The 14,680-nt window shown below is 62.7% G+C and carries 11 protein-coding genes; 5 read left to right on the forward strand and 6 right to left on the reverse strand.

The window, feature by feature from the left end; all coding sequences use genetic code 11:
- Positions 1 to 547 precede the first annotated feature (547 nt).
- Entirely contained in the window at positions 548 to 1,252 is a 705-nt protein-coding gene (locus BW975_RS00005; RefSeq protein ID WP_076529885.1) for a hypothetical protein, read from the reverse strand.
- An 11-nt stretch (positions 1,253 to 1,263) separates the two neighbouring features.
- The gene (locus BW975_RS00010; RefSeq protein ID WP_076529888.1) at positions 1,264 to 2,121 is read right to left on the reverse strand and encodes a hypothetical protein; all 858 of its coding nucleotides are present in this window, start codon (positions 2,119 to 2,121) and stop codon (positions 1,264 to 1,266) included.
- A 229-nt stretch (positions 2,122 to 2,350) separates the two neighbouring features.
- On the opposite strand from BW975_RS00010, the gene BW975_RS00015 reads away from it, so the two are divergent.
- Entirely contained in the window at positions 2,351 to 3,487 is a 1,137-nt protein-coding gene (locus BW975_RS00015) for a hypothetical protein (protein ID WP_092746216.1), read from the forward strand.
- On the opposite strand, the gene BW975_RS00020 is transcribed toward BW975_RS00015, so the two are convergent.
- Complete coding sequence (locus BW975_RS00020) at positions 3,468 to 4,400, reverse strand: hypothetical protein (RefSeq protein ID WP_076529892.1); 933 nt, start codon at positions 4,398 to 4,400, stop codon at positions 3,468 to 3,470. The two genes, BW975_RS00015 and BW975_RS00020, sit on opposite strands and share 20 nt — an antisense overlap.
- Positions 4,401 to 4,404: 4 nt before the next feature.
- Complete coding sequence (locus BW975_RS00025) at positions 4,405 to 6,492, reverse strand: glycosyltransferase family 2 protein (protein WP_076529894.1); 2,088 nt, start codon at positions 6,490 to 6,492, stop codon at positions 4,405 to 4,407.
- A gap of 262 nt (positions 6,493 to 6,754) precedes the next feature.
- Between BW975_RS00025 and BW975_RS00030 the strand changes: the two genes are divergently transcribed.
- Positions 6,755 to 8,404, forward strand: a complete 1,650-nt coding sequence (locus BW975_RS00030) for an FMN-binding glutamate synthase family protein (protein WP_076529896.1) — start codon at positions 6,755 to 6,757, stop codon at positions 8,402 to 8,404.
- 70 nt (positions 8,405 to 8,474) lie between these two features.
- Here the strand turns inward: BW975_RS00030 and clpB are convergent, their stop codons facing one another.
- Positions 8,475 to 11,093 (reverse strand): ATP-dependent chaperone ClpB, encoded by a 2,619-nt coding sequence (gene clpB, locus BW975_RS00035; protein WP_076529898.1) that lies wholly within the window; start codon positions 11,091 to 11,093, stop codon positions 8,475 to 8,477.
- Positions 11,094 to 11,347: 254 nt separating this feature from the next.
- On the opposite strand from clpB, the gene BW975_RS00040 reads away from it, so the two are divergent.
- The 3 genes from BW975_RS00040 (at position 11,348) to BW975_RS00050 (ending at position 13,784) form a co-directional block, all read left to right on the forward strand.
- On the forward strand, positions 11,348 to 11,647 hold the full coding sequence (locus BW975_RS00040) for a hypothetical protein (protein WP_076529899.1): 300 nt from the start codon (positions 11,348 to 11,350) through the stop codon (positions 11,645 to 11,647).
- 78 nt (positions 11,648 to 11,725) lie between these two features.
- Positions 11,726 to 12,424 (forward strand): orotidine-5'-phosphate decarboxylase, encoded by a 699-nt coding sequence (gene pyrF / locus BW975_RS00045; protein WP_076529901.1) that lies wholly within the window; start codon positions 11,726 to 11,728, stop codon positions 12,422 to 12,424.
- 103 nt (positions 12,425 to 12,527) lie between these two features.
- Positions 12,528 to 13,784 (forward strand): DNA polymerase IV, encoded by a 1,257-nt coding sequence (locus BW975_RS00050; RefSeq protein WP_076529903.1) that lies wholly within the window; start codon positions 12,528 to 12,530, stop codon positions 13,782 to 13,784.
- A gap of 2 nt (positions 13,785 to 13,786) precedes the next feature.
- On the opposite strand, the gene BW975_RS00055 is transcribed toward BW975_RS00050, so the two are convergent.
- The gene (locus tag BW975_RS00055; protein WP_076529905.1) at positions 13,787 to 14,650 is read right to left on the reverse strand and encodes an N-formylglutamate amidohydrolase; all 864 of its coding nucleotides are present in this window, start codon (positions 14,648 to 14,650) and stop codon (positions 13,787 to 13,789) included.
- Positions 14,651 to 14,680 lie beyond the last annotated feature (30 nt).

Here is a 14,680-nt window from a genome sequence, read left to right on the forward strand (position 1 = left end):
GATATATGTGCAGTCATCGTTCATCGAATGAACCAAACCGCCCACATATCTCTTCAGATATCATCAATGTCAAAAAACGTCGGACCCAAAAGCCCCAGAACAAAATCAACAAACAGCGCCCTATACAAACGGCGCAGCCCGCGTCATCAATCCCGAATTTTTCCCGGGCAAGACCGCCAGAGCACCGCTCCAACTTCCCGTCCCGTGCCCCAGCGCCGCATCAGCGCCGCCGGTGAAGGGGGTTCTACGGTTAGTTCCGGATACCCGCAACCCCTTTTTTCGGCAAAGGATGACTTTTGGCTGAAAAACCGATTTTTCACGTGAACTTATAAGCTTAGGTGCCATTTGTTGCTGCAGTATGCGTTCGCACGAAAGGATCTGACCCACGTTCCCCTGGGTGAGCCGAGTGAATCGGCTTCTAGGCGGACGGGCGCCTTTGCCCAATAGGGCGTCTCATCCGTCTTTGCCCGGGAATCGGGCGATAAAGGCACGCAAAAGGGCGAGGCCATTCCTGGCCCCGCCCTCCCTAATCCTGATTCTCGCCATCTCAGCGCTTGTGTATGACCGCCACCTGATCGCGGCGCTTCTTCTGATACTTCACAGGGTGCACGATACAGGCCGAAATCTCGGGGATAAGGGCGTTGAACTCCGCGGCGACGGCGGGATCGGAGTGCTGAAACTCGCGCGTATCTATGTAAGAGCGTAGCAACGCGGCCGTCTTGGTGATTCCGGGCACTTCATATGTGTCGGGCTGCCAGCGCAGATCCTCGATCACATATAGACCGCCCGACGGCAGCTTGGGGAAAATCTCAAGAAAGGCATTCTGCTGGTGGTGGCTGGCATGGCTGGCATCGTCGATGACGATATCGGGCGCGTCCATTGCCGCAACACTTTTGGCGATCGCCGCGCGGTCATCCATGTCGCAACGGTGAAAGGTGAAACGATCATGATCGAACCATGAAAAATCCGACACGTCGAGCCCGTGGATATGCGCCTTGGGAAAATACTCCAGCCACATCCGGATCGACGGCAGGTCCGTCGTCTCGCGATCCGCATCATTGCCTTGCTCGGGACCGCCTATCAGCAGGCCCATCTCGAGGAAGTTGATCTTGCGGCCCCGGTAGGGATGAAAGAGCAGATGATAGAGCTCCGTATACCGGTGCTTGGTCGAGCCCTTGTCCGAGCCAAACCGGTCGGCGAGGTCCGTCAGGTTGATAGGGGTCTTCTTCTTGGCAGTGCCTTCGTCCAGCATTGCTGCCTCCCTTATTCCGCCGCTTCGGCGTTTGCTTTTTTGGATATGACCGGCGCGGCCTCGGGGTCGATCCCGTGTTTCTTCAGCAGCTGGTCGATCAGGCCGCCCTCGTCCGGCAATCCGCCGGGGCGTGACGCCAGAAATTCACGGATGCGGCGACCGTATAGATGAATCGACGTCGTCTTGTCGGTCAGATAGCTCTCGGCACTGTCAGCGCGGGCGGCCTTGACCATGCGGCGCCGCTTGTCGAAGGGAATGGGGTAGAGCACTTCGCGCGGAAATGCGTATTTGTCCTCACCGGTCTTGTGGACGTAATGCGTCACGGCTTGCGGCCCCCAGACGCCCCAAGGCAGGTCGCTGCAATGCACCGGACTACCGGCATCCTTTTGCGCCTGCAGCTTGGCCTTGGCACCATCACTATACCATTCGGGGATGCCATATTCATCATGGCTCATCTCCAGAAGGCCCGCCAGCGCCGGACTGTCCTGCGGCAGACCCAGAACGCCGCCATTGATATGGCTTTCGCTCTCCCACCCATAGTAATGGCCCGTCTCGGTCTGGAACGGCTTCATGCAATAGGCGTCCGTGTCGGCCCAGATCGTGCGCTCGCTCTGGGTCAGCATGTGATAGCGAAAGACGTCCGAGAAAAGCGCCAGGCTGCCGGTGCGGCCATGGGCGATGAATTCGTCCCGCTTGAGGATTGCATCGCCATGCACGATCTTGGCGCCCTCGGGCACATTTTCGACCGGGCCATAATGATAGAGCGTCACGTCGTGGCCTGCGTCCAGAAAGGACTGAACACAGAGTTGCTCGACATAGCTCAGGGGGCCTTCGACCCACAGCATGGCGATATGGTGTAGTTTGCTCATCTTTGGGATCTGCCCTTTTGCCTGAAGCCTCGCGCGCGCCCGATTTCGGGTCTTTGCTGCGCATGACGTTACCCCAGAGGTCGAATCCGCGCAATCATGCTGCGCAATGTCGCAGGGACCAAAGCCCCTTGCCGCATTTCCACCACAATCTCGTGCGCAGTTTGCCTTGATTACGGTTAATATCGCCTCAACGCCCGCTCTTAGACGGGTCAGGCAGGAGCAGTAGACAATGACACCACTCTCGTTTTGCGTGATGCCATCCCGTGTTTTGCGGCGCGATGTGCCCGGCGGTTTCCGCGATTGGTCGGCCGAGGCGCAGGCGGCATTCGATAGTGAAACGCTGTTTTACGACGCGTTCGAGGGCGCCGAACCCGGTACCGTCTATGCGGTCGGCCCGCCACTCAAGCGCAGGTTTCGCATCTTCGTGAAGCAGGCCGAATTCCTGGTCGACGGGCAGCCTGCGCAGATGCGCGAAATCAGCCAGTCCCAACGTGCCTCGATCCTCGAGATCACGTCGAACGTGGCCGCGCCGACGCAACTGTCCATCCGGCATCCTGACCTTTCGCTAGATATGGCTGTCAGCCCGTCGCAGATCGGGCGCTACCAAGGGCTGAAGACGCTATTTACACTCAGCCGCAACAATGACCTCGCCTGGGTCCGCGACTGGGCGCGGCACCATGTCGAGACGCAGGGTGTCGAGGCGATCATCCTTTTTGACAACGCATCGGACCGATACGGCACGGACGCGCTGGAGCAGGTTCTCTCGAATGTGCCGGGCCTTACCACATTCGACGTGGTTCCCGCCCCGTTCCGATACGGCCCCGCTGGCGACGGACGCGAGCTGACAAGCGCGCGATTTCTGCAATTCGGGCTCTTTGAAATTGCGCGCCTACGGTTCCTGGCCCAGGCCGCGGGCGTGCTGAACATGGACATCGACGAAATGGCCTACGGCCCGGCGGGCGAGACCGTCTTTCAGGCCGCCGCCGACAGTGAGGCCGGCTTCCTCACCCTGCCGGGCACGTGGCGCTATCCGCAGCCGGGTGCGCCACTGACCCATGCCGCACATCTATTGCGCAGCGCGGAGGAAGACGCGCCGATGTATCCCAAATGGTGCCTCATCCCGAACGGGCCGCAACTGGGCAAAAGCTGGCGCACACATGGCATCAAGGGCCTGCCCGATCAGCTTCAACAGGATTTCGGTTTTTTCCATTGCCGCATGATCTCACAGAGCTGGCATTACGACCGCTCGGAATATCAGGACCTCACGCTCGAGCCGGATCCCCTAGCCCGGCGCATCCTGCAACGCGGCGTGACAGCGCAAGCGGCGGAAACTCCGCGCAAGGTGGCTAGACCGAAAGCAGCGTGACCCGGCCCCGCGCGCCGATCTCGGCGGTGTCGCGGTCATATAGTCGGGTCAGGTGCGCGCGCTCGGATGCGCTCCACGGATCGTATCCGGGGTAGTCCGGCCCACGCGGGTAAGCGTCCTGAATCTCGACCCGCCGCGCAAGGGCCGCCTCGCCGCCGCTGCGCTCGATTTCCATCAACAGCTCCTGCACCGCGCGGTGGCTGGCCGACGGCCTGCCCCGCTTGCGCTTGGGCGAGACCAGTGCGTCCACGTCGATATCCGGACCGCAAAGGTTGCCGATGACCACATTCGACAGATCGCGGAAATCCTCGTGCCGCCAGATCGTCAGATGCGCCTGCGGGAAACACTGCTCGATCACGTCGATAAATCCGCTCCAACTGGGCAGGTTCGACAGCACCGCGCGTTTCATCTGTGCCTCGGGGATCACATTCTCGCCCTTGGCCGAACGCAGGAATTCGATGAAGGTCGAAGCAAAGAAATCGGCGTAGTTGCGGATCGCCAGATGCACCTCTGTCACCGGGTAGGGGATGTGCTGTGCAAAAATCGGGATCAGCACGTCGCGCCGGTTGTAAAGCTGCCCCGACCGCACGCAATGCCCGCTATGGCCCGGCATGTTCTCGTCCGACAGCACAATGCGCGCACCCGGCCCAGCGCCGATGCCGTCAAAGAAGTCCCGCGCCTTTTGCGCCAGCAGATCGTCGGGCATCTTGGTCTTGTAATCGAGGCCCAGCTTTTCGTAGCCATTCAGCTGCGTCGGAAACGTATATTCTTTGCGTGTGTCGCGATGATGGACGTAATGCACGCCGCTCTTGCGCATCCGTCCCGCATTGCGTTGTAGAATGGACTGGATGTGGCTGGTGGCCGTTTTGTGAACGCCCCCATGCACCACTACGTAGGGCGTATCGCTGGTCATGCGCTCAGCCCTCGGCCATCTCCGGCGCGGCGTTGATCGCCCGGATCTGCGCGCGGAAGGCATCCCAGCCATCCCGCAGTTTCAGTTCTTCGATGCGCCCGCGGTGCCACTCGGTCGCCGCCTTGTGCAGGCGCGCCAGTTCGGGATCCTTCAAGAGCGAGGCCATCTCCCTGCGCAGACCAGGCAGGCGCGCGTGGATCGAGGTATCGCGCTCGGTATTGTAATTCATGTTGGACCAGTAGGTGACGCCCTGATCGTCGCCGACATGGTTGGTGCGGCCCCGGTCCCGCTTGACCAGGAAACTGTCGACCGAGCGGACGGCATAATGATGCAGGCGCACATAGTCATGGGCAAAGCCGTCATACGCCTTCCAGCCTTGCGCCAGATAAAGGTCCGGCATCGGCTTGCCGCCGCCATCGACCCAGGCGACATCGCCCCGGTCGAGGTGAAAGGCCGGGCGGTGAATGCGCAGCTTGTCGAAGCGCTCATTGTTGCGCACCAAGGTCTTCATGCCCAGCGCGCGGTAATTGGGAAATTCCAGCTCGGCGCAGCCGCGGTCGAACTGCTCGATCACGAAATCCTCGCTGTAATCGACGCGGCCCGAATTCCCCATCAGCTTCCAGCAGGCCGAAATGGCATCAGCCTCGCCCACCGCAGCGAAGAGATCATCCAGCCGCCCCTTGCCGACACGCACATTCAGAAACTCGTCGCAATCCGCGCAGATCAGCCAATCGGCGTTCTTGACCAGATCCTCATCCTTGGCGGCGCGCAATGCGCTGCGCTGCGGACTGCCGCCGGGCTTGAAAGGGTTTTGGCGATGCTGCGCCAGCCCAAGCGCGTCCAGACGCGCGGCGATCAGATCGGTGCCGTCATCGCAATCGTTCGTGTAGATCAGGAAGTCCGTGAAACCGATCAGGCGGTTATAGGCCACCCATTCCAGCATGAAGGGGCCTTCGTTCTTCATCGTGGTGACGATGACGCGGCGCTGATCGGCCTGCTTGGCCGGCGCTTTCTGGCCCGGATTGGCAGGGGCGACGATGCGCGGCATAACACCGCTTGCCGGCATCTTTGCGGCCTTGATCTTGGGCTGCTTGGCGATCGCGGCTGTCACCTCGGGCGACGGCGCATCGGGCGCGGCGGTCGCTTCGGGCGCGGCCTTGACCTCCGCCTCCACGGCGGGCGCCGCGGTCGCCTCTTCCTCAAGGCGTTTCTTGCGCTTGCGCAGGCGGCGGCGGAACGCCTTGTCGAAACGGTCGGCTAGCGCCTCGCGGCCCCGCTCGCGGAAATAATTCGAGAGCGCGCCGCGATACCACGGCAGATTGCGCCGCGCACGATAGAGATCGTAGAATTCCGCCTCGGTCAGCTCGTCCATGATGCAATGGGTCATGACGGCCTTGAGCGCGCCGATCTTGCGCAGGAAAACCGCCGTTTTGTGGTTCGAAAACCAGCACTTGAAGATGTGCACATTATCACCGTGAAACCGGTCGACATGGTGCTGGTCCAGCTCGAAATGCGGATCGTAGAAGATATTGACGCGCCCGGCCCCATGGGTCAGCGCGGCGCCATCGCCCAGCGGCAATGTCCAGTCCTGACGGCGCCCGTTCTCGTACCGCGTCTCCCAAGGGACCAGATCGGGGTCAAGCGTGCTTTGCGGGTTGATCGCGATCACATGCGCGCCCGGCACCAGAGACGAAAACACCAGCGAGGCATAGCCGCCCATCGACACGCCCGCGAACACGACGCGCTCGTACCCCTCGAAGAACCCTTGGGCCACCAGCCCCTCGAACCGCTTGATCAGATCCGCGTCACGATACCAATCGCTGACATGCGCCATCACGCCCAGATGCGAATACCCGCTGTCGGAGGCGTATTTATACGCCCACGGCTCGCGCAGGACGCTGTCGTCATTGACGTTTGAGAGGTTGTCGAAGGTTACCAGCAGGCGATCACTGGGCCGCTTGATGAACATCAGCGAATGGCGCAGGTTCTTCTCGAAAAAGCCCTCACCCTCGGCGCCCGGCCTCAGATCGTCCAGCCACCGGGGCGTTTCGGGGGCGTCATCTGGGCTGTCGCTCTCGTCTTGGTCTGCCATGGGTCCAACTTTGCGTTGTATGTCATTATGCGCGACATGGGCCTGATGGCCTGCCTCGGACCACCCCGCCGCGTTGATCGTCACACTAACCCGGCGCGATCGAAACAGGCAACATATCTATCCTTTCATGGTTATTGTTTCTTGATCCGAAACCGATCAGCCACATCCGTCGGGCCTCCGCCTTTCGATGCGTCGTGGCGGTGGGACTTGGCGGCGCGTTGCGCTAACTGACAATCGGTAACGCCAGAATTCGGAGACAAAGATGCTGGATACACTCAAACGCGCCATAGTGCCCGTCACGGCGCTGGCGCTTTCAGGTCTCGCTGTCGCGTTGGCATTCATCAATGTTGCATGGCTTTGGCTCCTGATTTTGACACTGCCTATCGTCGCGCTGGGGATTTACGATCACAACCAGAAGGCCTGGACCATCACCCGCAACTTTCCCGTTGCCGGGCGGATGCGCTGGGTTTTCTACAAGCTGCGCCCCTACTTGCGCGCCTACATCGTCGAGGATGACCTCAGCGGCACGCCCTATTCCTTTGACGCGCGCAACCTGATCCACGCCCGTGCTCGCGGCGAAAACGACACGCATCCCTTCGGGACCGAGCGCGAAACCGGCGCGCATGACTACCACTGGCTCATGCATTCCATCGCGCCCGAGGATCAACCCGATCAGGCCCCGCGCGTCACCGTTGGACACGACCAGACGTCAAAGCCCTATTCTGCTTCCGTCCTCAACGTGTCGGCAATGAGCTTCGGCTCGCTCTCGGCCAATGCCATCCGGGCGCTGAATATTGGCGCGGCAAAGGGCGGATATTATCACGACACCGGCGAGGGCGGCGTCAGCGACCATCACACGCAGCATGGCGGCGATCTGGTATGGGAAATCGGGTCGGGCTATTTTGGCGCGCGTACCAAGGACGGTGATTTCGACCCCGAAATGTTCCGCGACACCGCATCGAGCGACCAAATCAAGATGACCGAGATCAAGCTGAGCCAGGGCGCCAAGCCCGGCCATGGTGGCATGCTTCCGGGCGGCAAGGTGACGGCCGAGATCGCCCGCGTGCGCGGCATTCCCGAGGGGCAGGATTGCATCTCGCCACGGGGGCACAAGGCTTTCTCGACGCCTATCGAAATGATGGAATTCGTTGCCCGCACGCGCGATCTGTCAGGCGGCAAGCCTGTGGGCATCAAGATGTGCATTGGCCAGCCTTATGAGGTCTTTGCCCTAATGAAAGGCATCCTCGAAACGGGGATCAAGCCCGAGTTCATCGTCGTTGACGGCGGCGAGGGCGGCACCGGAGCGGCGCCGCTGGAGCTGTCCGACTGGGTCGGAACACCGCTGACCGAAGGGCTGATCCTGATGCGCAACGCGCTGGTCGGATGCGGGCTAAAGAACGACATCAAGCTGGTGGCGGGCGGCAAGATCTATTCCGGCATGGGGCTGGCGCGCAACATGGCGCTGGGGGCCGACTGGTGCAACGCAGCGCGCGCCTTCATGCTCTCGGTGGGCTGCATCCAGTCGCAGCGCTGCCATATGGATACCTGCCCCACCGGCGTCGCCACCCAGAACGCGGCCCGCCAACGTGGTCTCATTCCCGAGGTTCAGGGCCCACGCTCGGCACGCTTTCACCAGAAAACGGTCGAGGCGCTGGTCGATATGGTCGCTGCCGCGGGTCTCAAACATCCCAGCGAACTGCAGCCGCATCACATGATGCACCGCGTCGGCCCCGAGACGGCGCTGCCGATGGACGTGATCCACTCGTTCCTGCCCGAAGGCATCCTGCTCGATGCGCCCGAGGATACGCTTTATTCCGATTGGTGGTCGGCCGCCCAGGCAAACAGTTTCAAACCCGGCACCGACCTTATCAAACGCCGCGCCAAATCGCAGGCGATGGCCGCATTTTCCTGATAAGACCGCGCAGCGCAAAAATAAGGCCGCGCATGGATCCATGCGCGGCCTTTCTGTGTGTCGACGCCGATCAATGCACGACGGCATCCTCGGGCGGTTGCCGCTTGGTGGTGCCGACGCGGTCCCCAATGATCAGCCCCGCGTCGCCTGCGGTCACATTGACAGTCGCGCCATCCAGCACATCACCGGCCAGCAACATCTCCGCCAGCGGATCCTGAACCGCCCGCTGGAGCACACGCTTGAGCGGACGCGCCCCGAAGACCGGGTCATAGCCCTCGTCGGCCAGCCATTTCTTGGCTGCCTCATCCAGATCGAGGGTGATCTTGCGGCCTGCCAGACGCTTTTTGAGGCGCGCGAGTTGCACCTCGACGATGCCGGTCATGTTGTCACGGCTCAGCCGGTCAAAGATGACAGTCTCGTCCAGACGGTTCAGGAACTCGGGCCGGAAATGCGCGCGCACCGCGTCCATCACACCGCGCTTGGCATCGGCGGCATCCGCTCCCTCGGGCATCTGACTAAGCGCTTGGCTGCCAAGGTTCGACGTCAGGATGATCAGCGTCTGCTTGAAATCGACGCGGTGGCCCTGACCATCGGTCAGAACACCGTCATCGAGCACCTGCAAGAGCACGTTGAACACGTCCGGATGCGCCTTTTCGACTTCGTCGAACAGCACCACCTGGTAAGGGCGCCGGCGCACGGCCTCGGTCAGGACGCCGCCCTCGTCATAGCCGACATAGCCCGGAGGCGCACCGATCAGACGGGCGACCGAATGCTTCTCCATGAACTCGGACATGTCGATGCGCACCATCGCGTTGTCGTCGTCAAAGAGGAACTCGGCCACGGCCTTGGTCAGCTCGGTCTTGCCCACGCCGGTCGGCCCGAGGAAGAGGAAACTGCCCAGGGGGCGATTCTCGTCATTGAGCCCGGCACGCGCGCGGCGCACCGCGTTCGCGACGGCCTTGACCGCGGCATCCTGACCGATGACGCGCTTGTGCAGTCCGGCCTCCATGCCCAAGAGCTTCTCGCGCTCGCCTTCCAGCATCTTGGCAACGGGGATGCCCGTCCAGCGCTCGACCACCTGCGCGATCTGTTCGGGGCGCACGGCCTCCTCGACCATGACGCCGTCCTCTTCAGATTTCTCGGCCTCGGCCAGATCCTTTTCGAGCTGCGGGATCACGCCGTAGCTAAGCTCACCGGCCTTCGCCAGATCGCCCGCACGCTTTGCGTGGTCCAGATCGATCCGGGCACGGTCCAGCTTTTCCTTGATGTCGCGCGCACCGGCCAGCTTGTCTCGCTCGGCCTGCCATTTCGCGGTCATCTCGGCAGAGCGTTCCTGCAATTCGGCCAGATCCTTTTCGATCTTAGACAGGCGGTCCTTGGAGGCTGCGTCATCCTCCTTGCGCAGGGCCTCGGCCTCGATCTGCTTTTGCAGGATGTCACGGTCCAGCGCGTCCAGCTCCTCGGGCTTGGAGTCCACTTCCATCCGCAGACGGCTGGCGGCCTCGTCCATCAGGTCGATCGCCTTGTCGGGCAAAAAGCGGTCGGTGATGTAGCGGTTCGACAGAGTCGCGGCAGTCACAAGCGCCGAGTCACTGATGCGCACACCATGGTGCAGCTCGTACTTCTCCTTGATCCCGCGCAGGATGCTGATCGTGTCCTCAACCGTCGGCTCGCTGATGACAAGCGGCTGGAACCGGCGCGCCAGCGCCGCGTCCTTCTCCACATGCTTGCGATACTCGTCGAGCGTGGTGGCCCCAATGCAGTGCAGCTCGCCCCGCGCCAGCGCCGGCTTGATAAGGTTGGCGGCATCCATCGCGCCATCGCCCTTGCCCGCGCCGATCAGCGTGTGCATCTCGTCGATGAAGAGAATGATCTCGCCCGCGGCATCCGTCACCTCGTTCAGCACCGATTTCAGACGCTCCTCAAACTCGCCGCGATATTTCGCCCCGGCGATCAGAGCGCCCATGTCGAGACTCAGAAGCCGCTTGTTCGCCAAGCTCTCGGGCACGTCGCCATTGACGATGCGCAGCGCGAGACCCTCGGCAATCGCGGTTTTACCCACGCCCGGCTCGCCGATCAGAACGGGGTTGTTCTTGGTCCGGCGGCTGAGGACCTGCATCGCGCGGCGGATCTCATCGTCACGGCCGATGATGGGGTCGATCTTGCCTTCCTCGGCGGCAGCGGTCAGATCGCGCGCGTATTTCTCCAGCGCTTCATAGGTATCCTCGGCGCTGGCCGTATCGGCGGTGCGCCCCTTGCGGATATCGTTGATGGCCTCGTTCAGCGTCTGAGCCGAAACGTTGCCGGCCTCCAGCGCCTCCTTGGCCGGGGACTTGGTCAGCGCCAAAGCCTGCAACAGACGCTCGACCGGGACAAAGCTGTCCTTTGCCTTGCTGGCCAGCTTCTCGGCCTCGGACAGCACCTTGCCGGTCTGCTGGTCCATGTAGGTCTGACCCGCATCGCCCTGAACGACCGGGATCTTGGCGATGGCAATATCGTTGGCCTGTGCCACACGCGCCGGATCGCCCCCCGCGCGCCGGATGAGATTGGCCGCAAGCCCCTCACCATCGTCCATGAGCGCCTTCAGCAAATGCTCGGGCGCGAGGCGCTGATGGCTTTCGCGCATCGCAATTGTCTGGGCCGCCTGAATGAAACCGCGCGACCGTTCGGTGAATTTGTTCAAGTCCATGACTTGTCTCCTTGCTAAGCGAATTCCCTATGGCGCACCCAGCGTTAGGCATGCTCCGGCGGGATCCTTGAGTTGTATTTGGGCAACAGGCCGATCCGGTTCAAGAGCGGGCAAGCCCCAAAACCGCGGCACGGTAAACTTTTCGTCAGCTGTGATGAAACCGTAACAGCGCCACCTTAGTTAACTTTGCGAGAGGCGAGTTATCCACAAGGCCTTTCCCAGCCCAAGGCTGGCTTCAGCGAAGGAGCAGTCCAATGAAGATCGAGAAAATTCAGTTCGATAACGTGCGCTACAATCCCGAAATCGGAGCGTTCGAAACACTGGTCAAGATCCACGATCAAGGACAGACATTTTCCTATCCCGCCTCGGTCACCGCGCCGCTACATGCCGAATACGGCCTGATCGTGCGCGGTTTGGCGCAGGCGGCCCGCAAGGCGCATAAGGGCACCGAAGGCAGGACGCGGCTTCATCACGCGGCACCGCTCAAGGCGGCAATCGCGGATGCCAGCCAGAAAAGCCTGTTGTCGCGCCTTTTGGGCAACGCCGCCGCTTGACCCAATCCCGGCGGGCGCGGTTGACGCCGGGGCGATGCGCCGTATGAAGAGCGCATCAGCCAACCGGGAGCCGCGCCCATGACACAGACATTCGACGACCGCCTCATCGTGGCGCTCGACGTGCCGAACGCACTGGCAGGGCTTGAGTTGACTCAGCGCCTCGGGCCCCAAGTCGGGTTCTACAAGATCGGCCTTGGCATGCTGACAGGCGGTGGCCTGGCACTGGCCAACGAGTTGGTTGCCGAACACGGCAAACGCATATTCCTGGACATGAAGCTTTTCGATATCGGCGCGACCGTAGAGGCCGCAGTGCGCGGACTTGTGCAGTTCGATCTGGACATGCTGACGGTTCATGGCGATCCGCATGTCGTGCGCGCCGCAGCCGAAGGCGCATCCGGCAAGGCGACGCGCATCTTGGCGGTCACCATCCTCACCTCACTCGACCGCGCGGATCTGGATGCCGGGCTGATCGAGGCAGGCGACATTCCCGATCTTGTGGCGACCCGTGCGGCCCGCGCCTTCGAGGCGGGAGCCGATGGCGTGATAGCATCGCCGCAAGAAGCTGCGATGATCCGCGCCTTGCCCGAAGCCGCCGGCAAGCTGATCGTCACGCCGGGCGTGCGCCCCACCGGTGGCGCTTTGGGCGATCAAAAACGCGTTGCGACCCCCGCCGAGGCTATTGCGGGCGGCGCCGATCACATCGTCGTGGGCCGCCCCATATGGGCGGCTAGCGATCCGTCCGCCGCTGCGGCGGATATACTTGGAAGCCTACCCTGACATAGACGCGGCGCCAGAAGAACTTTTTGCCTCCGGCGGGGATATTTGTCGCAAGAAGAATGGGCGGGATTAACGCCGCCTCTTTCGGTTGGTATAAAAGACCATGCCCGCATTCTGCCGTGATTGCCTGACCGAAACGCCACCCGACCAGCGCCGCTGCGCGGCCTGCGGGCGTCCGCGTGTCATCTCGCATCCCGAGCTCTACGATCTGGGCATCGCACATATGGATTGCGATGCGTTCTACGCCAGCGTCGAAAAGCGCGACGATCCCTCGCTGGAGGGCAAGCCCGTCATCATCGGCGGGGGCCGTCGCGGCGTCGTGTCCACTGCCTGCTACGTGGCACGCATCCGCGGCGTGCGCTCGGCCATGCCGATGTTCCAGGCGCTGAAACTTTGCCCCGATGCGGTGATCATCAAGCCGCGGATGGAAGTCTATGCCGCCGTGTCGCGCCAGATCCGTGCGATGATGGAGGATCTCACCCCGGCCATCGAGCCTTTGTCCCTGGACGAGGCGTTCATGGATCTGCGCGGCACCGCGCGCCTCCACGGCGCGCCGCCCGCCGTGATGCTGGCCCGGCTGGTGCGACGGATGCGGGACGAGCTGGGCGTCACCGGCTCCATCGGGCTGAGCCATAACAAGTTCCTGGCCAAGATCGCCTCGGACCTCGACAAACCGCGCGGATTTTCAGTGATCGGCGCCGCTGAGACGGGGGCGTTCCTGCAAGACAGGCCGGTGCGCCTCATTTGGGGCGTGGGGCAGGCCGCGCAAGCATCATTGGAGGCGGCGGGCATCCGCACCTTCTCGGACCTGCTGCGCTGGGAGCGGACGGACCTGCACGCGCGCTTCGGCGCGATGGGCGACCGGCTATGGCATCTGGCGCGGGGCCAGGACCACCGCCGCGTCGATGCGCGCGCGCCGGTGAAATCCATTTCGAACGAGACGACGTTCCATGAGGATACAGGGAATCTCGATATCCTCGACGGGCATATCTGGCGCCTGGCCGAGAAGGTGTCGGGCCGGGCGAAGGCGCGGCAGCTGGCGGGCCGAGTCGTCACGCTCAAGCTGAAGCGCGCCAACCATACCAGCCTGACCCGGCGCCAATCGCTGCGCGATGCCAGCCAGATGGCCGACACGATCTATCGCACCGCGCGCGGCTTGATGGACGGGGCCACGGGCGAGGCGCCGTTCCGTTTGATCGGCGTCGGGCTGTCAGATCTGGTGGATGAAAGCGCGGCAGATCTCTCGGGCGATCTACTGGATCCCGGCGCGGCCCAGCGCAGCGGCGCCGAACGGGCGCGCGATCAGATCAGGGCGCGCTTTGGCGAGGCGGCCATCGTCAAGGGGCGTGCCCTGCGCTGAGGCTATTCGGCAGCGAGAGGCATTTGGACTGGCCGGCCGATATCGGCCAACCGCGCGATCACGTCTGCCATCACGGCCGCGAACGCCTCGAAATTCGCATTCGGCGTCACGCTGCGCTCATCCATGTAAAGGGCGCGATCGATTTCGATCTGGACCGCGTGGCGCCCGCGCGGGGGGCGCCCGTAAGTCTGGGTGATATAGGCGCCCGCAAAGGGTGTATTGCGCGCGACGCTCAGCCCGGCATCGGTAAAGGCCGCCTCGATCCGCTCGGTAACCTCGCGGCTGGCAGACGCGCCGAAGCGGTCGCCCAGCACCACGTCGGGGCGCCGCGAGCCACTGCGCACCGTGCCGTCCAGCGCCTCATGCGGCATGGAATGGCAGTCAATCAGTACCGCATTGCCAAACGCCTTGTGCGCAGCGTCCATCTGGGCTGTGAGCGCGGCGTGATAGGGCCGCCAGTAATGATCGATCCGCTTGCGCGCCTCTTGCATGGACAGCTTGCCATCATAGATGACGCGACCTCCCGCCACGACACGCGGGATCACCCCAAGGCCCGACGCAATGCGGGGGTTATGTCCGTGGTGGCGCGCACCCTCGATCAAGGCCGGGTCCAGCTCGTCCGCGCTGCGATTGAGGTCGACGAAAGCGCGCGGCGCACCGGCCAGGAGCAGCGGTGCGCCATGGTCGGGCGCCGTGGCAAACAGTCGATCGACGAACGCATCTTCCGAGCTGCGCATCGCCAAAGCATCGGGCAATGTGCGCGCCAGAAACGCCGCAGGATAGTCACAAGCGCTGTGGGGCGATGCGAAAACGACGCTGGTTTCCCGGCGCTTGGGCGATCTGAGGTGATAGGCGGCTTTGAACATTGCGGCTCCAGCGCGGGACAGTACATGATA

This window comes from Roseovarius nanhaiticus (assembly GCF_900156535.1).
In the GTDB taxonomy this organism is placed as follows: Bacteria; Pseudomonadota; Alphaproteobacteria; order Rhodobacterales; family Rhodobacteraceae; genus Roseovarius; species Roseovarius nanhaiticus.